The organism is Lentibacillus daqui (assembly GCF_027186265.1).
In the GTDB taxonomy this organism is placed as follows: Bacteria; Bacillota; Bacilli; order Bacillales; family Amphibacillaceae; genus Lentibacillus_C; species Lentibacillus_C daqui.
The window spans coordinates 1,824,220-1,844,089 of the sequence record NZ_CP114176.1 but is presented as its reverse complement, the minus strand read 5'-3'; the positions used below and the strand labels follow the sequence as shown (position 1 = coordinate 1,844,089).

Below are 19,870 nucleotides of genomic sequence, written 5' to 3'. Positions count from 1 at the left end.
AGCAAAAAAGGATGGTGGATACCATCCTTTTTTAAAATTTATTTTATGAAAGTGTTATTATACGCTTAATCCTGGTTGGCCGCTACGTACATGAGAACGAAACGAAGTAATTCGGCAACTGCCACCAATGCTGCTGCAACATAAGTTAGAGCTGCTGCATTTAGAACCTTTTTCGTGTCACGCTCTTCATTATTCCGGATAATTCCCGTTGACACAAGCTGTGCCATCGCTCTATTCGAGGCATTATATTCAACCGGCAATGTTACCAGCTGGAATAACACTGCAAGAGACATGAAGACAATCCCAAAAAGAACCAGGTTCCACATACTAAAAATAAATCCGGCAATAATTAGGAAAAAAGAAGCATTTGAACCAAAGTTTGCGACTGGAGCCAGTGCACCCCTAAACCGCAAAAACGCATATTCCTCGGCATCTTGAATGGCATGTCCAACCTCGTGTGCAGCAATGGCCGATGATGCCATTGATTGACCATGGAAGTTCCCGCTTGAAAGCCGAACAACTTTCTTCCGTGGATCGTAGTGATCGGAAAGAAATCCTTTTGTTTCCTGTACCTCCACATCATATATACCATTGTCATGTAAAATTTTCCGAGCTACCTCAGCCCCAGTCATCTGGGAAGAAGTTGGTTTTTTTGCATATAACTTATAAGTGTTCTTTACTTTTGATTGAGCTAAAAGGGGGATAGCCATTATTAGTATGATATAAATGATATATCCACCAAATCCAGCAAACATGTACATTCCTCCATTTATTATTCTTCTTATGGTCAATTTTAGTCAAAGATTTGTTAAAAGTCAACTGTTTTGTTCTTTATCCTTCTCTCTTTTCTTCTGTTCCCCTTTATATTTCCTGTAACTTACATACGTCAATGTGATCGCAATTAGCCCCCCAATAATTGCGACAAACCAGTAAAACAAACTCATATCATTTGTTGCCCTGACGGCTGGGTTCGTATGTAACGGCAATGCATTCGTGTTGTCTGGTATATACATCCAAATTGATGAAATAACAAGGCCGAAAAAAAACAGCTTGCTAATCAATTGCGGATGTTTCATTGTGATCACCCCACATACATCTTCTATTATCAATGTATGCGCGGGTAATTATATTTATAACGGACAATTATCCTACCTTTCTGATTGTTTTCCAAGTGTTAGCCAATATGCAAGCAAAATAGATAAAATACTAAGCCAAAAGGTAAAATAGCCGATTTCTTTCATATAGACCATCAACGACCCATACATGGGCATCATACCAAATACATAATCAATAATATCATTATGCAACGTCCAAATGGAAGCGACGGTTAAATGACGCAGTTTTATCCGATAAAAAGGAGCATATAACAAACCCTGAATAGCCATCGCTCCATGTGATGCAATCAGCATATAGCCCTGCCAACTTAAACTTCCGTCGATAAAAAGAGTTAAAAGATTCATTACTACTGCCCATATCCCATATTTGAATAGTGTAACCATTGCTAACGCTTCCATGTACGGGGCGTTTTTTCGAAACAAAAAGAAAAAAAGGACAATGGTAAAAAACAAACTGGCAGTAGGGCTATCTGGGACAAATATTAGAAAAATGGGTGGTGTGATAGCTAACTGTGTTTTATACCAAATATATCCATAAATCGTTCCCAACAGATTAACAATAAATAAAAAGAGGATGAATTTCCTGTCTTGTAATATGTACCTTACCATTACCATTTGTAATCCTTTCCACTGCAAAATAAAAGCAATGATGTGCAAATGTATCCCCACATCATTTAAAGAAAGAAAAAGACACCCTCACCATTTGATATGGCAAAGGTGTCTTCATCAAACCGATAACGGTCATTTCGCATCTTCATTAACAGAAACGATAAAGTCCGCCAGTTGATCTAATTCTTTATCGGAACCATTGAACACACCTGGAGGCATGTCGCCCGTTCCTTCCTGAGCAATTTTCTCAATTTCCTCTTTTGAGTGATCAATACCAATTAAGGAAGGTGCTGACCCTCCACCTTGTAAATCGTCACCATGACAGGATGCACAATTATTTTTGAATACTTCAAAACCAGGGTCATCTTCATCAATCTCAACATCTGCTACTGGCTCCGGTTTATTATTCTCCGCACGTGCTTCCCAGTCAACACCTGAAGCTGATTCATAAGTAAGCCAAATGACAGATGCAACTGCAAGTAACATCATTCCGACAGCAACTGGCCGTTGATGTGGTCTCCTGCCCGGGCCCCTGTCCAAAAACGGTGCCAATAACAGACTTCCAAATGCAAGACCTGGAATAACAAGAAGACCAATTAGGATATACGGTCCACTTGCAAAGTCATATTTTAGCAATTCGTATAAAAATAAGAAATACCAGTCTGGCAATGGTATATATCCTGCGTTTGTCGGATCAGCCATCCCTTCCAGCGGTGATGGATGCGCGATAGTCAAACAGAGAAATCCAACCAGGAATACAGCACCAACTAACCATTCTTTCAATAAAAAGTTGGGCCAAAAAGCTTCTGTTCTTCCAGGATACTCTGAATAGTCTTTTGGAATATTTGGTTTTGTATCGGCAGAAATCCGTGAATCACCGACAAATTTCATTCCTTTACCCTTGTGCACAGCTTCCCCCTCCTTTTTTTATAGTGGTCCGGAAATTCCTTGTTTACGGATTAATAAAAAGTGAACAGCCATTAAAGCAAACAACGCTCCCGGCAAGAAGAACACATGAATTGCGAAGAATCGTGTCAATGTCTGCGCACCGACAATGCTCGCATCACCGGATAACAGAATCTTAATCCATTCCCCAATAAATGGTACCTGTTCGGCAATTTCAAGTCCAACCTGTGTTGCGAAATATGCTTTGTTATCCCATGGCAACAGATAACCCGTGAAACCCAGTCCAAGGATACAGAAGAAAAGTAGTACTCCGACCATCCAATTAAGTTCACGCGGTTTTTTATATGCGCCTTGAAAGAATACGCGCAAAGTATGTAAGAATAGCATTACAATTACAACGCTTGCGCCCCAGTGGTGCATGCCTCTGACAATTTGCCCATGTGCAACCTCTGTTTGCAGGTAATAAACAGATTTCCATGCATTTTCGATATCTGGAACATAGTACATTGTTAAAAACATACCGGAAAGTATTTGTATTACTGTTACGAAGAATGTCAAGCCCCCAAAGCAATACACAAACGCGGAAAAATGATGCGCGGGGTTAACGTGTTCCGGTACTTCGTGATCCGCAATATCGCGCCATAAAGGCGTAATATCAACGCGTTCATCAATCCAATCATACATTTTCTGCAGCATAATTTATTACGCCCCCCCTCGTGGTTTTGCTTCTCCAAGGAACAACATTCCATCTTTTACCTTCGTTTCATAAGCATCAAGCGGAGCAGTTGGTGGTGTATGTGGAACGTTTACACCATTTTTGTAATAGCGCCCCCCGTGACATGGACAATAAAATTGGTTGGGAAAGTCATCACTGCCTTCCCAGGAAACAAAACAGCCAAGGTGCTTACAAATTGGGGAAAGTGCGACAACATCACCGTTATCATCCTTATAAACCCAAGCTGCCTTCTCAACTTCTGATTCATACCATCCGTCAACCTGATCAATTTTCCAATCGACACGTTGAGGTTCATCGGTAAGATCATCGACAGACATACCGACATTTACCATCTCACCTTTTGTAGTTGGCTGCAAGACAGGATCAACTGCCATTCGTAACATCGGAGCAAGCATACCTGCTGCCATAAAACCACCTACGCCTGTAAGCGTATAATTAAGAAATTGCCGACGGGATACCTGTTGCTTTTTCTCACTCATGATTTTCCCCCCTCTATTCGTTTTTCACGGACATAATGATTTAATCAGATTACTAGGACACTACCATGATAGCGCAAACTGTTTGTCCGGTCAATAAATAATCCCTGTTGTTATAAAAGTTTCGTATTATACCCAATAAGATTGTATTAGTTCCCCGATTTGATTCACTTGTTCTTTGATAAAGGCCTGCATTTCTTTGGAATGAATGTCTCCGGTTTGAATCCCTGCAAGCCAGATAAGTGTTCCATTTAGTTCACGCTCATGCCTTTTCCATTTTGAATCAAACGTTACAAAAAAAACATGCGCAAACGGTTGTTTCAGACCATTCTCGACCCACAGATTCAATCGTTTGATTTCGGCATCCATGTCTTTTTCATTCAAATAGACATAGTTTGGACTTAATAATACTCTACCGGTCAATTCCTTTTCAATTGCATTTGTGAAAATATTCAGCACATCCCCTCGAAAAGCATCTTTCTCCAGGTTTTCATCGCGGGATAACTGAAACGGAAGTAATGGAATAATTAAAGTATCAACATATTCCTTAGCCTTTATGTATTGTTGTAAGTCCGGTTTACTCCATTGCATATGAATCCTGCCTCTCCTTCTATGTTTTACAAAAAAATAAAAAATATAAGCGAAATAATTACGCTTAACCTAAATCTTATCTATCAAGGCAAAAAAAATCAACCTATTGCCTCAGCAATTTAGGTTGAAAGGGGTTTTTTCTTTCCAGATTATGTAACCGTTTCACCAACTCTGTGAATTTTTGCTGGTCTTTCTCATCAAGTGCCTGATCAATTTCCGTTTGTAATGCATTTCGCTGATAATCGTAGATAACTTTATCCAATAGCCGTTTCGCGTATTCCCGATCCTTGTTTGTAATAAAATAATCTTCGGGGACAAACGGATTATCCTCTAAAATAGCTACATATAATGCATTTTGCTTGGCATCACGGAAATTTAATTGAATATATAAAGGCTCTTTCTGATTCAAACGGATATCGTGGAATGATTTTTCGGCATCGGTTGTTACCAATTGACTTTTGTAAAAGCGAAACGGTACTTCGTTTGAGCAATGACTACTCATGATTATCGCCCTTGGGCAAAATCTCGCTTCCCTAATAAAGTGAGCATTGGCCAATATCTCTTCATGGTTGATCAAATAGTTAAGAATCCAGACACTTTCACGCTTTTTTAATTGATAATTATTTAAAAACCATTGAATAAATTCCTTTTTATCTTGTACGGAAATAGGAGTTTGCATATCATTTACCTCCTTCACTATTCTAGTATAAAAAGTTAATTATCTGTCATCTGTCTGTTTCTTCATCCAGCCGATTATAAAATTCCTCTACCTCATAATCTTCAGGCTGATACTGTAAATACGCCCGAAAAATTGGCAGTGCTTCAGCTATCCTCCCCTCTTCGGTCAAAAAGTACGCATATTCTTTTAAAAATTCACTATCTTTATTAAGGCTATTATATGCTTCTTGATAATGGTTTAATGCATTTTTATATGATTCTGTTTCATTGTAGGCTCTTGCCAGCTCCCACTCATATAGCGGGTCATTCGCACCGGTTGTTTTCACTTCCTCAATCAAATCAATGATATCGGCATACTGATTTTTTTCTTTAAAAATTTCAATCAATGACAGGATCGCTTCTTTATAATCAGGATCCAAAGCAATTGCTTGCCGCATCCATTTTTCACTATCAGTATTTTCATTTAGTTGATGCGCCAATGTGCCTGCATAGAAAAACAGTTCCTTATTAAACTCATCAACCTGCAGCCCTTTTTTCGCTGTGGTGTATGCTTCGTTGGGTAGTTCTTCCTCTTCGTAAGCTTTAGCTAATTGATAATAAACAGTGTGGTAATACGGATCGATTTCAACGACATGTTCCCATGCCTTTATCGCAATATCGCTTCTTCCTGCTTGGTGTGCGGTTAATCCATACTTAAATAAGGTGTCCGAATCTTCATGTTCGACATCCTGATAAATTTTCAACGCTTCTTCATATTCCCCGATTGCTGCATAGCTCTCAGCCAAACGACCGGGGACAGATACATTTGCAACTTCCTTTGTTACCCCGATCACTTTTTGATAATACGTGATCGCCTTCAGATAATCACCGGTAGAAAACAATAATTCACCCAAAGCAAAATCAATAATCGGTTCGGTTGGATTTAATTGTTTAGCAGTAAGCAGTTTTTGTTCCGCTACCTCGAACAATCCCTGTGCCTGATACAAATCAGCAAGTTGAATCAATGCCTCTAAATAAGATTCATCCGTTTCATGAATATTATTTAACAATTCAATCGCCTTTTCATCGGCTTCAAGCTCAATATAAATATCGGCCAACATAACCTTGATTTCACCTTCATGTGGGTATTGTTGCAGCAGCTCCTCCAAGATCTGGCTTGCTTCCTGCAGAAAACCCCATTGGACAAATAGTTCTGCTATCGTAAAGCGCTCTTCTTCATCAGCCACTGGCAAATAATCTTCTAATAAAGCAATTGCTTCATCGCTTTTCTTACTTTCCATCAAGTGAACTGCTTCCATAATCGTTTCCAAGCTGGTACATCCTTTCCATAGTTGAAAAAGAATCCACCATGAAGCGGATTCTTTCGTTTAAGATTAATTTAAAACCGTAGCCAGATCAGTGAAGAAATCCGGGTAGGAAATAGCTATACAAGAATCATCATCCAAGTATACACGATCTGTTGCTATAAGCGAACCAATTGACGCCATCATAGCGATTCGGTGGTCATGAAAAGATCGTACTTTTCCACCATGTAATATTGACTTGCCGTGAATAATCATGCCATCGTCCGTCGCCTCGATTTGTGCACCTAAAGTGGTTAACACTTCAACAATCGCAGCTATCCGATCCGTTTCCTTCAATCTTAATTCAGCAGCATCCCTGATAATGGTTTTTCCTTTGGCTTGGGTTGCCAGCAACGCAATAATCGGTATTTCATCAATTAACCGTGGAATAATTTCTCCTTCAATGACCGTGCTTTTTAAATTGCTATAGGAAATTGTAACATCACCCATCTGTTCGCCGCTAATAGTTTGCTCATTACTTATTTCGACTGCAGCCCCCATTTGCTGCATGACATCAAGAATTCCGGTTCGTGTCGAATTAAGTCCAACGTTTTTAATGGTTAATTGACTTCCCTTTACAATAGCAGCAGCCGCAAAAAAGAATGCAGCAGATGATATATCACCAGGCACAAAAACATCGGTTGCGGTTAACTTCTGTTTCCCAGCCAGGGTGATTTCTCCGTCCTGTTGTTCTACATTCGCACCGAACGCACCAAGCATGTTTTCGGTATGGTTTCTTGTCGGAGTCTGTTCAATTACAGTGGTTTCCCCTTCAGCCAATAGCCCTGCAAGCAGTACAGATGATTTTACCTGGGCACTTTTGACAGGAAGCGTATAACGTATTCCGGTAAGTTCCCCGCCCCTGATCGATAAAGGTAAAAATGTTCCACCCTTTCGTCCATCAAACACTGCTCCCATTTGTTGGGCAGGTATAATCACCCGATCCATTGGCCGTTTCGTTAAATATGGATCACCATAAACAGTGGAGAAAAACCTGAGTCCTGACAGCACCCCGATCATTAGACGGGCAGTTGTTCCGGAATTGCCAAAATAAAGTGGTACAACGGGTTCCATTAAGTTTTGTGTTCCTTTCCCATGAATCGTAAGGGTGGTATGATGTTTCTCAATGGTTACACCCAAAGCTTTAAAAATGGCAACTGTCCGCAAACAATCTTCACCATCCAGAAAGTTTCTGACGGTCGTGGTTCCATTTGCCATGGACCCGAGTATAACAGACCGATGTGAAATTGATTTATCCCCCGGGACTTCTAATACACCGGTCAGTGATTTGTGACTCGGCGTCAGCTCTTTAACACTCATTCAACCACTTCCTTTTGTTCTTTACAAATTATAGGCAATGAACACGTTCCCTATGTAATATCATCACCTTAGTGGAGCTATGACGAACATCTACTCAATTATCCATGATGACTTCATATCCCTTTTTTTGTAAAATCTGGCTACCTGCCAATTGGAATGCCTCAGTCGGAAAGCTTAGGCGTAAGATACCGGTGATGCTTTCATCCCGTATTTCCAGGATTTCAATATTTTTTATGCTGATTTCTTTGGCAGCTAGGATTTGCATCACGGAAGCGACAGCGCCGCTTTGGTCGGGAATATCTACATACAAATCGTGAAATGCCGGAATTGCACCTTTATCATCTTTTCCTAAACCGTCCCGGTATTCCTTTGCCTGTTTAAGATAACCAGTCATTTGTACATGTTGATTCTGGTCGATCAGCTGCTTTAATTCCGTCATTTCAGCGATCCAATCTGACAATAACTGGGACATTTTCTCCCGGTTATGGTAAAAAATATCCTGCCACATTTCCGGATTGCTTGAGGCGATCCGTGTTATATCACGAAATCCCCCGGCCGCAAGCTTGGGAATAAATGTATGGGTATGCTCCCATTTTTTGGCCTGATGAACCAGAGATGAGGCAATCAAATGAGGGAAATGGGAGATTACTCCGGTCATTTCATCATGCGCATCAGGATGCAAAATAACAAAATTACTTCTTGTGCCCTTTAATAATTCCTTCAGCGTCTCTACCTGTGCAATTGATTGCTCGTCCAATGGTGACAGCACATAGATCGCATTTTCGAATAAATAGGTTTTCGCTGCCATGATACCCTTTTTGTGTGAACCTGCCATTGGGTGACCACCGATGAATGTAATATTGGGATTCTTTAATTGTTTGGCTGCCAACATGACGGAACTCTTCACAGAGCAAACATCCGTCATAATAACGGGATGATCGAGCGGCACCTCATCAATTTGCTGCATCAAGGCAATGGTATCCGAAATCGGTGTCCCAAAAATAACAACGTCTGCTTTTTTTACTGACTCAGTAATCGATAAGCTCGATTCATCAATGATTCCGCTCATTTGGGCAAATTCAATCGTCTTGGGGTTCGTATCATAGCCAATGATATAGCAATTGTTCGTTTCCGCAATTGCCTTTGCCAGTGATCCACCAATCAGCCCAAGCCCAATGACAAATATTGTTTGTTTTGCCATGTCAATCCCTCAACTTTGCAAAGTCTGTTAGTATCGTTTGTAATTCTTTCATATCCTGTTCATTGCCAATCGTGATACGAGCTGTATTTGGACAGCCAAGTGCCTCCCCGGGTCTAATAATATACCCTCGTTTCAATAAATAATCGTATAATTCAGTTCCTGCGACCGGCAGCTTAACGAGCAGAAAATTGGTTTGTGAATCATCATAAGACCAGCCAAGATTATCTAAGAAGCGTTGAAAGTCGTCTTTGATTTTGTAATTTCGCTGATTGGTTTCTTCAATAAAATTTTGATCCCCAATCGCAATGATTGCTGCTTTTTGTGCGAGAGATGAAGTGTTAAATGGGCCCCTGACAATATTTAATTTAGCAATCAGTTCTTCATCGCCAATTCCATAACCTACACGTAAGCCTGCCAGCCCATATGCCTTGGAAAATGTTCTTAATAATAATAGATTCTTATGTGTACGAATGGCGTCGATGGTATGATATCGGTGATCAGAAGCAATATATTCGTAATATGCCTCATCCAGTATCACCAGGACATCTTCAGGACATTGATCCAGAAATGCAATAAGTTCATTCTTGGGAATCAGACTTCCTGTTGGATTATTAGGTGAACATAGCCATACTACTTTTGTTTGTTTGTCTATTGCCTTCATCATTGCCGGTAGATCATGATAGCCATTTACGGTTGGGATTTCCTTTACATCAGCCCCCTCAACAAGTGCGTGATGTTTATATTGCCCAAAGGTCGGGGTGGCCATCACTGTGTTTACACCAGGATACAAAAATGTTCGGCAAATAATCTGTATCAGTTCATCTGTTCCGCTGCCGAAAACCAACTGATCTTCAGGGACAGCCAACTTTTCCGCTAATTTAGTCCGTAGAGCTTGCGCGTGTCCATCCGGATAAAATTCAAATTCGTTTAGTATTGATGGTAATTGTTCCCTTAGTCTTGGTGAATAACCAAATGGATTCTCATTTGATGCCAGTTTTACAATCTTGGATAATCCGTATTCAGCCTTTACCTCATCCATTTGTTTGCCTTGTTTATATGGTGCCATTTCAGTTAATATTTGTTTTCCGTACATTTGCTTCATTACCTTCCTCTCCAATTAAATCCGGACGTAGTTGTTTTGCCCCATGAAGGAATACATGCTGTACTTCCCGCTGATCCATGGTTGTATTCGTGACCATCATCACCCGGATACAACGCGTGAGACTTCCTGGGACTTCAATTTCTTGCATACACATCACTGGTACATATACCCATCCCGGAATTTGCCGAAGTGATTTTGCCGGAAAAGCAGCAGTTACATCACTGGTTACGGAAATGAAGACATGGGAAATATCCTCGGGTTTTATTCCATTGCTATCTACCATTTCCTCGACTAATTCTTTTGTATTGGTTACAATCTCTTGTTCATTATTTTCCTCGATAGTCGTTGCTCCACGTACACCACGTATCATGCTACCACCAGCTCTCTAAAGAATGATTCCAATAATAAAGATATCTCTTTGTCACTTATTTCCATCTCCTGCAAATTACCAATTTGTTTCAGTAATACCATATGAATCTTTTTGGCTACCGTTTTTTTATCTGATTTCATTTTGTTTATTAATGCTGTCACATTGACCGCCGGCTTTACTGATAATGGATAATTATTTTCTTGCAGCCAGCTTTTTAGTTTCATATATGGTAGATTTCCAGAAAAAATCGTTTCGCTGACCTTGATCGCGAATAATGTACCGATCGCCACTGCTTCACCATGTGTCAATATGCCATAACCTAATTCTGCTTCGAGTGCATGACCGAGTGTATGACCAAGATTTAAGTATTTGCGAATACCGGCTTCTTTTTCATCCGCTTCTACTATTTTTGCCTTGATCGCCATACCGTTTTGCAAATGATTTGCCAACTGATCAGTCGTTAGCGAAGCAAGATTTGTATTCATTAATTGATCAAAAAATGTTTTATCCGCAATTAATGCTTCCTTGACAAGTTCGGCATAACCGGAACGTATTTCCCGTTCGTCCAATGATGCCAATGTTGTTGTATCATAAATAACCGCTTTCGGTGGGTAAAAATTACCAATCAGATTTTTTCCTAATTCGTGGTTAATCGCAACCTTTCCCCCTACACTACTATCGTGCGCGAGGATAGTCGTCGGCATTTGAATGTAATCAATTCCGCGCATAAAGGTAGCAGCAACAAATCCGGCAAGATCTCCGACAACACCACCGCCTAAAGCAATAATCAGAGATTGCCTGTCCAAACCACCGGTAATCGCATCAGTAAGCAACTGATAGTATGTCTTGATTCCCTTTGCGTGTTCGCCGTGCTGGACAATCGAATGAAAGATACGAGCATCTTTCGGCAAACTTTTCAGACAATCATCAAGATATAAATCGGCCACAATATCGTCAGTAATTATCATGATTGTCGGGTACTTTTTCGGTAAAATTTTAGTTAGTGAAAACCGCAGATCCTTACCCGTAAAAATAAAGTAAGGATCTGTACTTGTTTGGATCAATAGTTTATCCATTAAAAACACCTTATTTCTTCCCGGTATTCATCAATGGCCGCTTTCAATTTATCAAACTGGTCGTTTGGAAATTGTTCCAAAAGCGTCCGGGCCAGCTCAAAGGCCACCACATGTTCCATGACCACAGATGCAGCTGGGACAGCACACGAATCAGATCGCTCGATACTTGCATGAAACGGCTCCTTTGTTTCAATGTCAATACTTTGCAACGGTTTATACAAAGTTGGGATTGGTTTCATGACACCACGGACAATGATGGGCATCCCGGTCGTCATTCCACCTTCAAAACCACCCAGTCGATTGGTTTTGCGATAATAGCCAGCTTGTTCGTTCCAGGTAATTTCATCATGGACTTCGCTGCCGTTTTTTCGGGCTGCTTCAAAACCGATACCAAATTCGACCCCTTTAAATGCATTAATACTTGCAACACTACCAGCGATCCGGCCATCAAGTTTACGATCATAGTGGACATAGGAACCAACACCAGCGGGCATGCCTTGTACATATACCTCACAAATCCCACCGATTGAATCACCATCCTTTTTGGCTTGATCGATGGCATCCATCATTTCTTTTTCCACTGTTTTGTCAAGCGTACGTACAGGAGACGCTTCTTGTCGTTCAAATCGCTCCTGGCATGATAAATCACTTATCTCAGCAGCCCGAATTCCAGCGATTTCTTTAACATAGCCAACAACGTCAATACCCAGTTGTTTTAACAGTGTTTTTGCAACGGCCCCAGCAGCCACGCGTGCAGCCGTTTCTCTTGCCGAGGAGCGTTCCAGTACATTGCGCATATCCCGATGACCATATTTAAGTGCACCATTCAAATCCGCATGCCCTGGTCTCGGCCGTGATACTTCACGACGGATTTTTTGATCTTGCGCAACTGGATCCTCTCCCATGATATCGGTCCAATGTTTAAAATCATCATTATGTATAACCAAAGCTATCGGCGAGCCCAATGTGTAGCCATGACGAACACCACTCGTTATTTCAGCCATGTCCTTTTCGATTTGCATGCGTTTACCACGCCCATGCCCTTTTTGTCTACGTAGCAAAGAAGAATTAATATCTTCTTTAACCAATGGCATATTGGAAGGAATGCCTTCGATGATTGTTGTCAGTTGTTTTCCGTGTGATTCTCCCGCAGTTAAATAACGCATTGTTACATCCTCCATCCAAGCAATTTTGTATAACTATATCACATTCAAATCCAAATGTGGCAATATTTAAGGAAATGATTATGTAAGTAATAATTTATAATTATATGACGAATAATTGATTTATGCAATGGAGCGATTCAAATATAGTCGCTGACACTTAAAAAAATACCCTTGGGCATCAATCCACAAGAGTATTTCCTTTTTGTTTTATAAAGCAGGGGGATTACTGCCAGTTAATGCGTGGTAAAAAAAGTATCCTGTAATAAAGAAACCTCCGTTTTGGGACGGAGGTTGTTGCTGTTTAATAAATCCAAGTGTTCTCTTGTTTTTCATATGATAAAATATCGTTTTCATTGAAAAATAAATTGATTTCACGTACAGCGCTTTCAGGCGAATCAGAGCCATGAATAATGTTTTTTCCAACCGTAACACCGAAATCGCCACGAATGGTACCTGGCGCTGCCTCAGCTGGGTTGGTTTTTCCCATCATTTCCCGAGCAGTTGTAATCACGTTTTCTCCTTCCCAAACCATGGCAAATACAGGTCCGGATGTGATGAATCCTACCAATTCACCAAAGAAAGGGCGTTCCTTATGTTCACTATAATGTGTTTCGGCTAAATCTGTCGAAATGTTCATTAATTTCGCGCCGACGAGTTGAAATCCTTTCCGTTCAAAACGTGTAACAATTTCACCAATTAAATCGCGTTGCACACCATCCGGCTTTACCATCAAAAATGTTTTTTCCATTTTTCCACCTCTTCAAGTATGTATATTTTGTCAAACCTATAAAATCTTAACAAACTTTGACAGAAATGACAATGTTCACGTACGTCGCTTACCAATGTATTTAGCAACTTCCTTTAATGTGTTCCTTGCTTTGACATTCGGCAATTGCTCGACAATATGCAATGCCTTTTCCAAATAACGATTACTCAAGTTATAGGAGCGGTTTATCGCATCTGTTTCATGCAGTCCCGTCAACAGCACTTGCATCTGCCTATCCGAAATGGTATCCGGATTCAAAAAGGTTTCTTGTAATAAACGCTTAAAGTCTTTATCCTCCATAGCGAATAAAACAGGTAAGGTAATATTGCCTTGCAACAGATCATTTCCAACCGGCTTGCCGAGTTCTTGCGCGGATGAGGTGAAATCGAGGATGTCATCAATAATTTGATAAGACATGCCAATATAATAACCGTACTGATATAATTTATTGGCATATACTTCAGACACATCCGCAGCAATGGCTCCCAATTTGCAACTTGTTGCGATTAATAAGGCCGTTTTTCGCTTGATTCTGCGCAAATAATTTCTCAGATGCTGGTTCCAGTCATACTTGTCCTTGATCTGCTCGATCTCTCCAATGCAAACGTCGACAATCGTCTTTGATAACACATGGTGTGCTTGCGGTTTTTTTAACATGGTGATTTGTTCTAAGGATCTCGCCAGTATATAATCACCGGCATACATAGCAACACGATTATCGTATAATTGCCGAATGGTTGGTTTTCCCCTCCGTAACTCAGCATCGTCAATCACATCGTCGTGAACAAGCGTAGCCATGTGAATGAGTTCCAGCGAGACAGCAACAGTCTTCATCCGTTCCATATCATAGTTGCCAAATTGTCCGGACAGCAGAACAAATACCGGACGGATCCTTTTTCCACCAGCATTCAATAACTGTGTAGCTGCATTCCGTAAAACAGGGTGTTCCGCCTGGATTGCGCTATTTAAGGCTTGTTCAATATGATCTAAATCTTTTTTTAAATATCCATAAGTCTTCGCTAATTTCATGCATGTCACCTTTTGCGTTTCAACATTGTTTTGTACTAATGTGGCAAGCCTAACCGGGTGCTTACGCCTTTGTGCCGTCTGGCTTCAGCACCCAGCGGCTAGCAAACTTCAGGTTTCTTCCTACGATAAGTCAACATCGGTTCGTAAGTTAAAGGAAGGCCGACTAAGAACGGCTTTTGCAGCCAACGTCGGCATACCCCTTTTGCAGGGGCATGTTTCCTTTATCTCGTAGGTAAGGATGTTCGGCTAAGGACGCCGCTTTGCGCGGCAACGCCGAACCACCCGTGTTGCACGGGCGCAGTTTGTACGCCGCTAACCGGGGTGCTTACGCCTTTGTGCCCATATGCATTGCTGCTGCTCCGCCACTGTAACTTTTTACTTGAACTTGGGAGAAACCTGCTTGTTCAAACATCTGTTTCAATTTCTGTTTACCTGGAAAATCTCTTGCTGATTCATGTAACCAGGCATACTCCTTATAGCTCTTTGCAAATAAACGGCCAAATAATGGCATAATAAATCGAAAATAAAAATAAAATAGTTGTCTATAGCCAATCATTGTAGGCTGGGATGTCTCCAAACACACAACTTTCCCATTTGGTTTAACTACTCGATACATTTCCCTTAAAACAGTCATATAATCCGGGACATTTCTTAAACCAAATCCGATGGTAACATAATCAAATGTATTGTCTGCAAATGGTAACTGCATGGCATTTCCGTGGATAAATTGGAGCTGCCTCATTGGAAATGTATGTCTTTGTTTTTCTTTGGCAACTTGAAGCATGTTCTCACTAAAATCCAATCCAATTACCTTCCCCGTTGGCCCTACTTTTTTTGCCAGGGAAAATGACCAATCACCGGTTCCACAACAAACATCAAGTGCTTGTTCACCATTTTGCACTTGCATTTGCTTCATCACATCTTTGCGCCATGCCTTGTGCATTTCAAATGAGATAACGGAATTCATTGCATCATAGTTATTATATATTTTTTCAAACACGTGATGGACACGTTCCTCTTTCTCTTGCTGTTGCATCTGTTACCCTTCTTCCGCTTGTTTTGTTCGGATCGTAGAATGATCATTCAGTTGAGCGGTTATACGATCTGACAGGTCATGATAACTGGATGGAATTTCCTCAATTTCTGTTTTTATTCGCGCATGCAAACGGTCGATGATTGATTCCAAATTGGCTGATAGAACAGATTCATCTTTAGGCCACCAAGCAAACAAAGGTGAATATCCTTTGTTTTGCAAGCATTGTTTTTCATGAACCAGCCGATTTTCCAGCAACCAATTCTCCAACAAACCTATTATCGCGAATTCATTCACATGCATTGCTATCCGAACAAATAATAAAGATTCCACCTTCTTCACAATTTGTACGTATTTCTCCAAGGAATCAGTAGCCAAATAATACAAGTTCATTTTTGCCTCATTGATTTCTTTAATTGCTGTTGCAAGCACATGAATCATATCAAAATCGTTACTATTTGCCAGTAATGAATAATAGAGCCCACTATAATAATCCCCGGCAAGAACGGATAACTGTTTTCTGCGTTTTTCCTGTTTGCCCTCAGCAGGATCCGTTACTTTTACGACCGTGTCATGCGTGTCCAACGCTATTTGAACGAGCATCGCGGTAATGATATATGTGTCTTTTTGTGATTCAGATAACCCCTTGGTATTGATAACGGATAACAAAACAAATAGTTTCTCTTCGGGGATAATCGCACTTCTTATGTACTTGTCTAAATATGTATGTTGCATATGCTTGTTAATTAATGCTTTGTATTTTTTCATTTGCTTATCTAGTGTGTTCAAATATCATCACCTAAGCCTTTTCACTAAGGTCACCGGAATAGATGGGCAATAAGCTAACTGTCTGGTTTGATTGTATCACTTGAAATCTGCCAATCCTCTTACAAGGTTGATCCCGCCTTTAAGCAGGATGCGCTTGTACCAAATGAGACAGTTGTACACGGCTTTCATCTTCCCAAGTCATTATAGCATAATTCCTTGGCAAATCATAAAGTGAAACTTCAGTGGGGGCTACTCCCGTGAATGTTAGTCCCGTTCTACTGGTGAAACTTCATTCAAGAAGTATTTCTTTTTTCCATAGAAAAAGGATGCGCATTGACGCATCCTTTTTCCGCCCTATGTAAATCCATTATTTTACTGTATCTTTAAGGGCTTTTCCTGGTTTAAACGCAGGCACCTTGCTTGCAGGAATTTCAATTTCTTCACCAGTTTGTGGATTGCGGCCTTTACGAGCTGAACGCTCACGTACTTCAAAGTTCCCAAATCCAATCAACTGTACTTTTTCACCTTGTTTAAGTGAATCCATGACAGATTCAAAAACTGCATCAACAGCTTTTGTAGCATCTTTCTTTGATAGTTCGCTCTTCTCAGCTACTGCATTTATTAAGTCTGTTTTATTCATGACATTCACCTCCTCCCAGAGTCTTCATAGACATTGGAATTACAAATAAATCATGATGTCTTCATTTGTTAACCAAATTGCCTGCTTTTATACTTTTAAGCCACCTTTTTCATTGATGACAAGGCTTATAATAACTGAGTTTGCAACAAAATTCAACAATAAGATCGTATTTTTATAATAAATTGGGGTATTTTTTATGATTTTTCCTGTTTTTTGTTAAAATAACCGCCTTATCCAATGCGCAGGCATTATTATAGTTATACGACATAAATACGGAATTTCCTGCTGTTTTCACAAAAAAATTTTATTTATATAAGAAATGTTGGTGGTTTCATGGAAGAACTAAAATGAAACCGCCATATTCACGCTTTTTAATAGACGAATTTAGTTTCAAAGCTATATGAGCAATCCCTTTTTTTAAGTGCAAAAATGCGCAAAAAAAATAGCAGCCCGTTTGCTGCTATAAAATAATGGCGATTAATCCACCTGACCCCTCATTGATAATCCGTTCCAGCGTATCTTTTAATTTATATCTGGCATTTTCAGGCATCATAGCAATTTTAGCTTGAATACCTTCTCTGACAATTGAACTGAGTGAACGGCCAAAGATATCTGATTCCCAAATGGATAGCGGATCTTCCTCAAAATCTTGCATCAAATATCTGACAAGCTCTTCACTTTGTTTTTCTGTTCCGATAATCGGGGCGAATTCAGATTCCACTTCAACCTTGATCATGTGTATGGATGGTGCTACTGCCTTGAGACGCACTCCAAAACGTGAGCCCTGACGGATAATCTCTGGCTCATCGAGCGCCATATCCTCCAAACTCGGTGCCGCGATTCCGTAACCTGTTTGTTTGACCATTTGCAATGCACCTGAAACCTGATCATACTCCCTTTTGGCATAGGCGAAATTTTGCATTAGTTCAAGCAGATGATCCTTCCCGCGGATTTCTTCACCAACAATTTCTGTCAGTATTTGGTCATATAAATCATCGGGTGCATGCAAATCAATTTCAGCGACCCCATCCCCCATCTCCATCCCGGCAATATTCGCTCGTTCAATATATTCATAATCGTTAAAGTGCCCCACAATGCTATCCACATCACGCAGCCGCTTGATGTCTTTTACAGTAGTCTGGATCGCATCTTGATAATTCTCCCGGAGCCAATGATTTTCTCGTAATACCATGACCCAGCTCGGCAGATTCACATTGACCTCCAATACTGGAAATTCGAATAAAGCCTCCCGCAAAACATTATGAACATCATGTTCAGTCATAGATTCGATACTAATTGCCAATACAGGAATATCATATTTTTCTGCCAATTCTTGTCTCAATAACTCCGTTTCCTGGCTTGAAGGTCTAACCGAATTGATCACCATAATAAATGGTTTACCTACTTCTTTTAACTCATCTACTACCTTTTCTTCTGCTTCAACATAGTCACTGCGAGGGATTTCACCAATGGTTCCATCGGTTGTTACAATAACCCCCATCGTAGAATGTTCTTGAATAACCTTTCTTGTGCCAATTTCCGCGGCATCATGGAATGGGATTGGTTCCTCATACCATGGTGTGTGAATCATTCTTGGTCCATTCTCATCTTCAAAACCTTTGGCGCCATCAACAGCATATCCTACACAATCTACGAGTCTGATATTGACATCCAAACCCTCATCTACATGTATGGATACCGCCTGATTGGGAACGAATTTGGGTTCTGTCGTCATGATTGTTTTACCGGCAGCGCTTTGTGGCAACTCATCAAGTGCACGACTGCGATCATTCTCGTCTTCAATACTTGGTAATACAACCTGTTCCATGAACTTTTTTATAAATGTTGATTTGCCTGTCCGAACCGCTCCAACAATACCTAAATAAATATCTCCATTCGTCCGCTTCGAAATATCTTTAAAAATATCAACTCTTTCCAAACGATCCCCTCCCGATCTCCATTACATTTACTAACGAACAAACTACGAATAATTGACATTACAAGTCTATGATGTTGTCCTATCAAATTATGCCTTAAATGAATAGAAAAATATAAAAAAGAATCCTGGTGTCTCTGTGGTGAATAACGTGTAACATTAGAAAGGACCGAAATTTTCGGGGGAGTGTCGTAACAATTACCCGTTATTCAATAATCACATTCCAATAAAACTCCCTTGCCACAATATATGTGACAAGGGAGTTTATATGCCTTATTTATCTTCTTTTTGTAAAAAAACCGGCTCTCCATCATGAACAGTGTACGGAAGTGAATACGCTGGTACAAATGGGTTGTTTTCTGCTAACAGGTAGCGGATGTCGTCCCCTTCCTTCACATCATGCCCATGCTTATTTAATGCGTCATAAAGATCCATCCGGTAGTCAACAAATAATTCACCATCGGTATTGATAATGACGGGCAGATTCTTTTGGGAGTATGGGCTTTTTACAACCGGTTCCCTGTCCAATCCTAACTTTTTATAATTTAATTTATATACTCCTTTGGTAATTTGTTCTCCATATGGCGGATACATGTGCTCATTCCGATACATATTCAGCTTGACCCCTACCGAACGAATGGTTTCCGTCATGCGCAAATCAATTAATTTAACCCGGGGATTATCCTCCGGCGTGATCAATGTGTATTGATAGACTCCGCCATTTTCATAGGCATTTCCAGGAGTTTCGGTAATAAGGTGCTTTTCCTTTAATGCTGTAAAATCAATCAAGTATTTTTGAAAAATTGGTGTATCCTCATCCTTCGTTTTGATGGGAACCAGACCATTTGTTTGTTCCTGGTATTCATCAACCGCATTTTGAACCAATTCCAGTTGATCTTCATTTGGAGCATTATTTTTGCTAAGCTTGTCATCCGGGTACAAACATCCGCTTAATGTCGCAATGATAACAAGCAAAACAATGCATAAACGAAAATATGTATATTTCATT

At 40.3% G+C, this 19,870-nt stretch carries 22 protein-coding genes; all 22 read right to left on the bottom strand.

The window, feature by feature from the left end; genetic code table 11:
• Positions 1 to 65: 65 nt before the first annotated feature.
• Positions 66 to 755: a zinc metallopeptidase gene (locus O2S85_RS09335; RefSeq protein WP_269412374.1), complete on the bottom strand. Its 690-nt coding sequence runs from the start codon at positions 753 to 755 to the stop codon at positions 66 to 68.
• A 60-nt stretch (positions 756 to 815) separates the two neighbouring features.
• Positions 816 to 1,013 carry a sporulation protein YpjB gene (locus O2S85_RS09330; RefSeq protein ID WP_439649456.1) on the bottom strand — a complete coding sequence of 66 codons (198 nt, stop codon included), beginning with the start codon at positions 1,011 to 1,013 and terminating at the stop codon, positions 816 to 818.
• Between the two features lie 135 nt (positions 1,014 to 1,148).
• Complete coding sequence (lhaT, locus tag O2S85_RS09325) at positions 1,149 to 1,724, bottom strand: lipoprotein heptaprenylglyceryl N-acetyltransferase LhaT (RefSeq protein WP_269412535.1); 576 nt, start codon at positions 1,722 to 1,724, stop codon at positions 1,149 to 1,151.
• A 132-nt stretch (positions 1,725 to 1,856) separates the two neighbouring features.
• Positions 1,857 to 2,633 (bottom strand): menaquinol-cytochrome c reductase cytochrome b/c subunit, encoded by a 777-nt coding sequence (locus O2S85_RS09320; protein ID WP_269412373.1) that lies wholly within the window; start codon positions 2,631 to 2,633, stop codon positions 1,857 to 1,859.
• An 18-nt stretch (positions 2,634 to 2,651) separates the two neighbouring features.
• The gene (gene qcrB / locus O2S85_RS09315) at positions 2,652 to 3,326 is read right to left on the bottom strand and encodes a menaquinol-cytochrome c reductase cytochrome b subunit (RefSeq protein WP_269412372.1); all 675 of its coding nucleotides are present in this window, start codon (positions 3,324 to 3,326) and stop codon (positions 2,652 to 2,654) included.
• A 6-nt stretch (positions 3,327 to 3,332) separates the two neighbouring features.
• Entirely contained in the window at positions 3,333 to 3,845 is a 513-nt protein-coding gene (locus tag O2S85_RS09310; RefSeq protein WP_269412371.1) for a QcrA and Rieske domain-containing protein, read from the bottom strand.
• 126 nt (positions 3,846 to 3,971) lie between these two features.
• Positions 3,972 to 4,433, bottom strand: a complete 462-nt coding sequence (locus O2S85_RS09305) for a DUF2487 family protein (RefSeq protein WP_269412370.1) — start codon at positions 4,431 to 4,433, stop codon at positions 3,972 to 3,974.
• A gap of 103 nt (positions 4,434 to 4,536) precedes the next feature.
• Entirely contained in the window at positions 4,537 to 5,112 is a 576-nt protein-coding gene (locus O2S85_RS09300) for a ReoY family proteolytic degradation factor (RefSeq protein WP_269412369.1), read from the bottom strand.
• A 46-nt stretch (positions 5,113 to 5,158) separates the two neighbouring features.
• Positions 5,159 to 6,421 (bottom strand): tetratricopeptide repeat protein, encoded by a 1,263-nt coding sequence (locus tag O2S85_RS09295; protein ID WP_269412368.1) that lies wholly within the window; start codon positions 6,419 to 6,421, stop codon positions 5,159 to 5,161.
• Between the two features lie 63 nt (positions 6,422 to 6,484).
• Positions 6,485 to 7,774, bottom strand: coding sequence for a 3-phosphoshikimate 1-carboxyvinyltransferase (gene aroA, locus O2S85_RS09290; protein WP_269412367.1), 1,290 nt, complete (start codon positions 7,772 to 7,774; stop codon positions 6,485 to 6,487).
• A gap of 94 nt (positions 7,775 to 7,868) precedes the next feature.
• A complete protein-coding gene (locus tag O2S85_RS09285) occupies positions 7,869 to 8,975 on the bottom strand; it encodes a prephenate dehydrogenase (protein ID WP_269412366.1) in 1,107 nt (368 codons plus the stop codon).
• Position 8,976: 1 nt separating this feature from the next.
• Positions 8,977 to 10,068, bottom strand: a complete 1,092-nt coding sequence (hisC, locus tag O2S85_RS09280) for a histidinol-phosphate transaminase (protein ID WP_269412534.1) — start codon at positions 10,066 to 10,068, stop codon at positions 8,977 to 8,979.
• A complete protein-coding gene (gene aroH / locus O2S85_RS09275) occupies positions 10,043 to 10,447 on the bottom strand; it encodes a chorismate mutase (RefSeq protein WP_269412365.1) in 405 nt (134 codons plus the stop codon). Before aroH ends, hisC begins: the two co-directional genes overlap by 26 nt.
• Entirely contained in the window at positions 10,444 to 11,523 is a 1,080-nt protein-coding gene (aroB, locus tag O2S85_RS09270; RefSeq protein WP_269412364.1) for a 3-dehydroquinate synthase, read from the bottom strand. The genes aroH and aroB overlap by 4 nt, the downstream gene beginning before the upstream one ends.
• Positions 11,523 to 12,689, bottom strand: coding sequence for a chorismate synthase (gene aroC, locus O2S85_RS09265; protein WP_269412363.1), 1,167 nt, complete (start codon positions 12,687 to 12,689; stop codon positions 11,523 to 11,525). The genes aroB and aroC overlap by 1 nt, the downstream gene beginning before the upstream one ends.
• Before the next feature lie 301 nt (positions 12,690 to 12,990).
• On the bottom strand, positions 12,991 to 13,437 hold the full coding sequence (gene ndk, locus O2S85_RS09260; protein WP_269412362.1) for a nucleoside-diphosphate kinase: 447 nt from the start codon (positions 13,435 to 13,437) through the stop codon (positions 12,991 to 12,993).
• A gap of 75 nt (positions 13,438 to 13,512) precedes the next feature.
• The gene (gene hepT / locus O2S85_RS09255) at positions 13,513 to 14,484 is read right to left on the bottom strand and encodes a heptaprenyl diphosphate synthase component II (protein WP_269412361.1); all 972 of its coding nucleotides are present in this window, start codon (positions 14,482 to 14,484) and stop codon (positions 13,513 to 13,515) included.
• Positions 14,485 to 14,809: 325 nt separating this feature from the next.
• Positions 14,810 to 15,520, bottom strand: a complete 711-nt coding sequence (gene menG, locus O2S85_RS09250) for a demethylmenaquinone methyltransferase (protein WP_269412360.1) — start codon at positions 15,518 to 15,520, stop codon at positions 14,810 to 14,812.
• Positions 15,521 to 15,523: 3 nt separating this feature from the next.
• The gene (locus O2S85_RS09245; RefSeq protein ID WP_269412359.1) at positions 15,524 to 16,306 is read right to left on the bottom strand and encodes a heptaprenyl diphosphate synthase component 1; all 783 of its coding nucleotides are present in this window, start codon (positions 16,304 to 16,306) and stop codon (positions 15,524 to 15,526) included.
• A gap of 346 nt (positions 16,307 to 16,652) precedes the next feature.
• Positions 16,653 to 16,925, bottom strand: coding sequence for a non-specific DNA-binding protein Hbs (gene hbs / locus O2S85_RS09240; RefSeq protein WP_269412358.1), 273 nt, complete (start codon positions 16,923 to 16,925; stop codon positions 16,653 to 16,655).
• A gap of 460 nt (positions 16,926 to 17,385) precedes the next feature.
• The gene (gene spoIVA / locus O2S85_RS09235; protein ID WP_269412357.1) at positions 17,386 to 18,864 is read right to left on the bottom strand and encodes a stage IV sporulation protein A; all 1,479 of its coding nucleotides are present in this window, start codon (positions 18,862 to 18,864) and stop codon (positions 17,386 to 17,388) included.
• Between the two features lie 270 nt (positions 18,865 to 19,134).
• Positions 19,135 to 19,869 carry a YphF family lipoprotein gene (locus O2S85_RS09230; RefSeq protein ID WP_269412356.1) on the bottom strand — a complete coding sequence of 245 codons (735 nt, stop codon included), beginning with the start codon at positions 19,867 to 19,869 and terminating at the stop codon, positions 19,135 to 19,137.
• Position 19,870 lies beyond the last annotated feature (1 nt).

Bases quoted from the DNA above. Each gene is read 5' to 3' on its own strand.
- O2S85_RS09335 (WP_269412374.1), bottom strand. From the start codon at position 755: ATGTTTGCTGGATTTGGTGGATATATCATTTATATCATACTAATAATG.
- O2S85_RS09330 (WP_439649456.1), bottom strand. From the start codon at position 1,013: ATGTATATACCAGACAACACGAATGCATTGCCGTTACATACGAACCCA.
- lhaT (WP_269412535.1), bottom strand. From the start codon at position 1,724: ATGGTAAGGTACATATTACAAGACAGGAAATTCATCCTCTTTTTATTT.
- qcrB (WP_269412372.1), bottom strand. From the start codon at position 3,326: ATGCTGCAGAAAATGTATGATTGGATTGATGAACGCGTTGATATTACG.
- O2S85_RS09310 (WP_269412371.1), bottom strand. From the start codon at position 3,845: ATGAGTGAGAAAAAGCAACAGGTATCCCGTCGGCAATTTCTTAATTAT.
- O2S85_RS09305 (WP_269412370.1), bottom strand. From the start codon at position 4,433: ATGCAATGGAGTAAACCGGACTTACAACAATACATAAAGGCTAAGGAA.
- O2S85_RS09300 (WP_269412369.1), bottom strand. From the start codon at position 5,112: ATGCAAACTCCTATTTCCGTACAAGATAAAAAGGAATTTATTCAATGG.
- aroA (WP_269412367.1), bottom strand. From the start codon at position 7,774: ATGAGTGTTAAAGAGCTGACGCCGAGTCACAAATCACTGACCGGTGTA.
- O2S85_RS09285 (WP_269412366.1), bottom strand. From the start codon at position 8,975: ATGGCAAAACAAACAATATTTGTCATTGGGCTTGGGCTGATTGGTGGA.
- hisC (WP_269412534.1), bottom strand. From the start codon at position 10,068: ATGTACGGAAAACAAATATTAACTGAAATGGCACCATATAAACAAGGC.
- aroH (WP_269412365.1), bottom strand. From the start codon at position 10,447: ATGATACGTGGTGTACGTGGAGCAACGACTATCGAGGAAAATAATGAA.
- aroB (WP_269412364.1), bottom strand. From the start codon at position 11,523: ATGGATAAACTATTGATCCAAACAAGTACAGATCCTTACTTTATTTTT.
- aroC (WP_269412363.1), bottom strand. From the start codon at position 12,689: ATGCGTTATTTAACTGCGGGAGAATCACACGGAAAACAACTGACAACA.
- ndk (WP_269412362.1), bottom strand. From the start codon at position 13,437: ATGGAAAAAACATTTTTGATGGTAAAGCCGGATGGTGTGCAACGCGAT.
- hepT (WP_269412361.1), bottom strand. From the start codon at position 14,484: ATGAAATTAGCGAAGACTTATGGATATTTAAAAAAAGATTTAGATCAT.
- menG (WP_269412360.1), bottom strand. From the start codon at position 15,520: ATGCAACAGCAAGAGAAAGAGGAACGTGTCCATCACGTGTTTGAAAAA.
- hbs (WP_269412358.1), bottom strand. From the start codon at position 16,925: ATGAATAAAACAGACTTAATAAATGCAGTAGCTGAGAAGAGCGAACTA.
- O2S85_RS09230 (WP_269412356.1), bottom strand. From the start codon at position 19,869: ATGAAATATACATATTTTCGTTTATGCATTGTTTTGCTTGTTATCATT.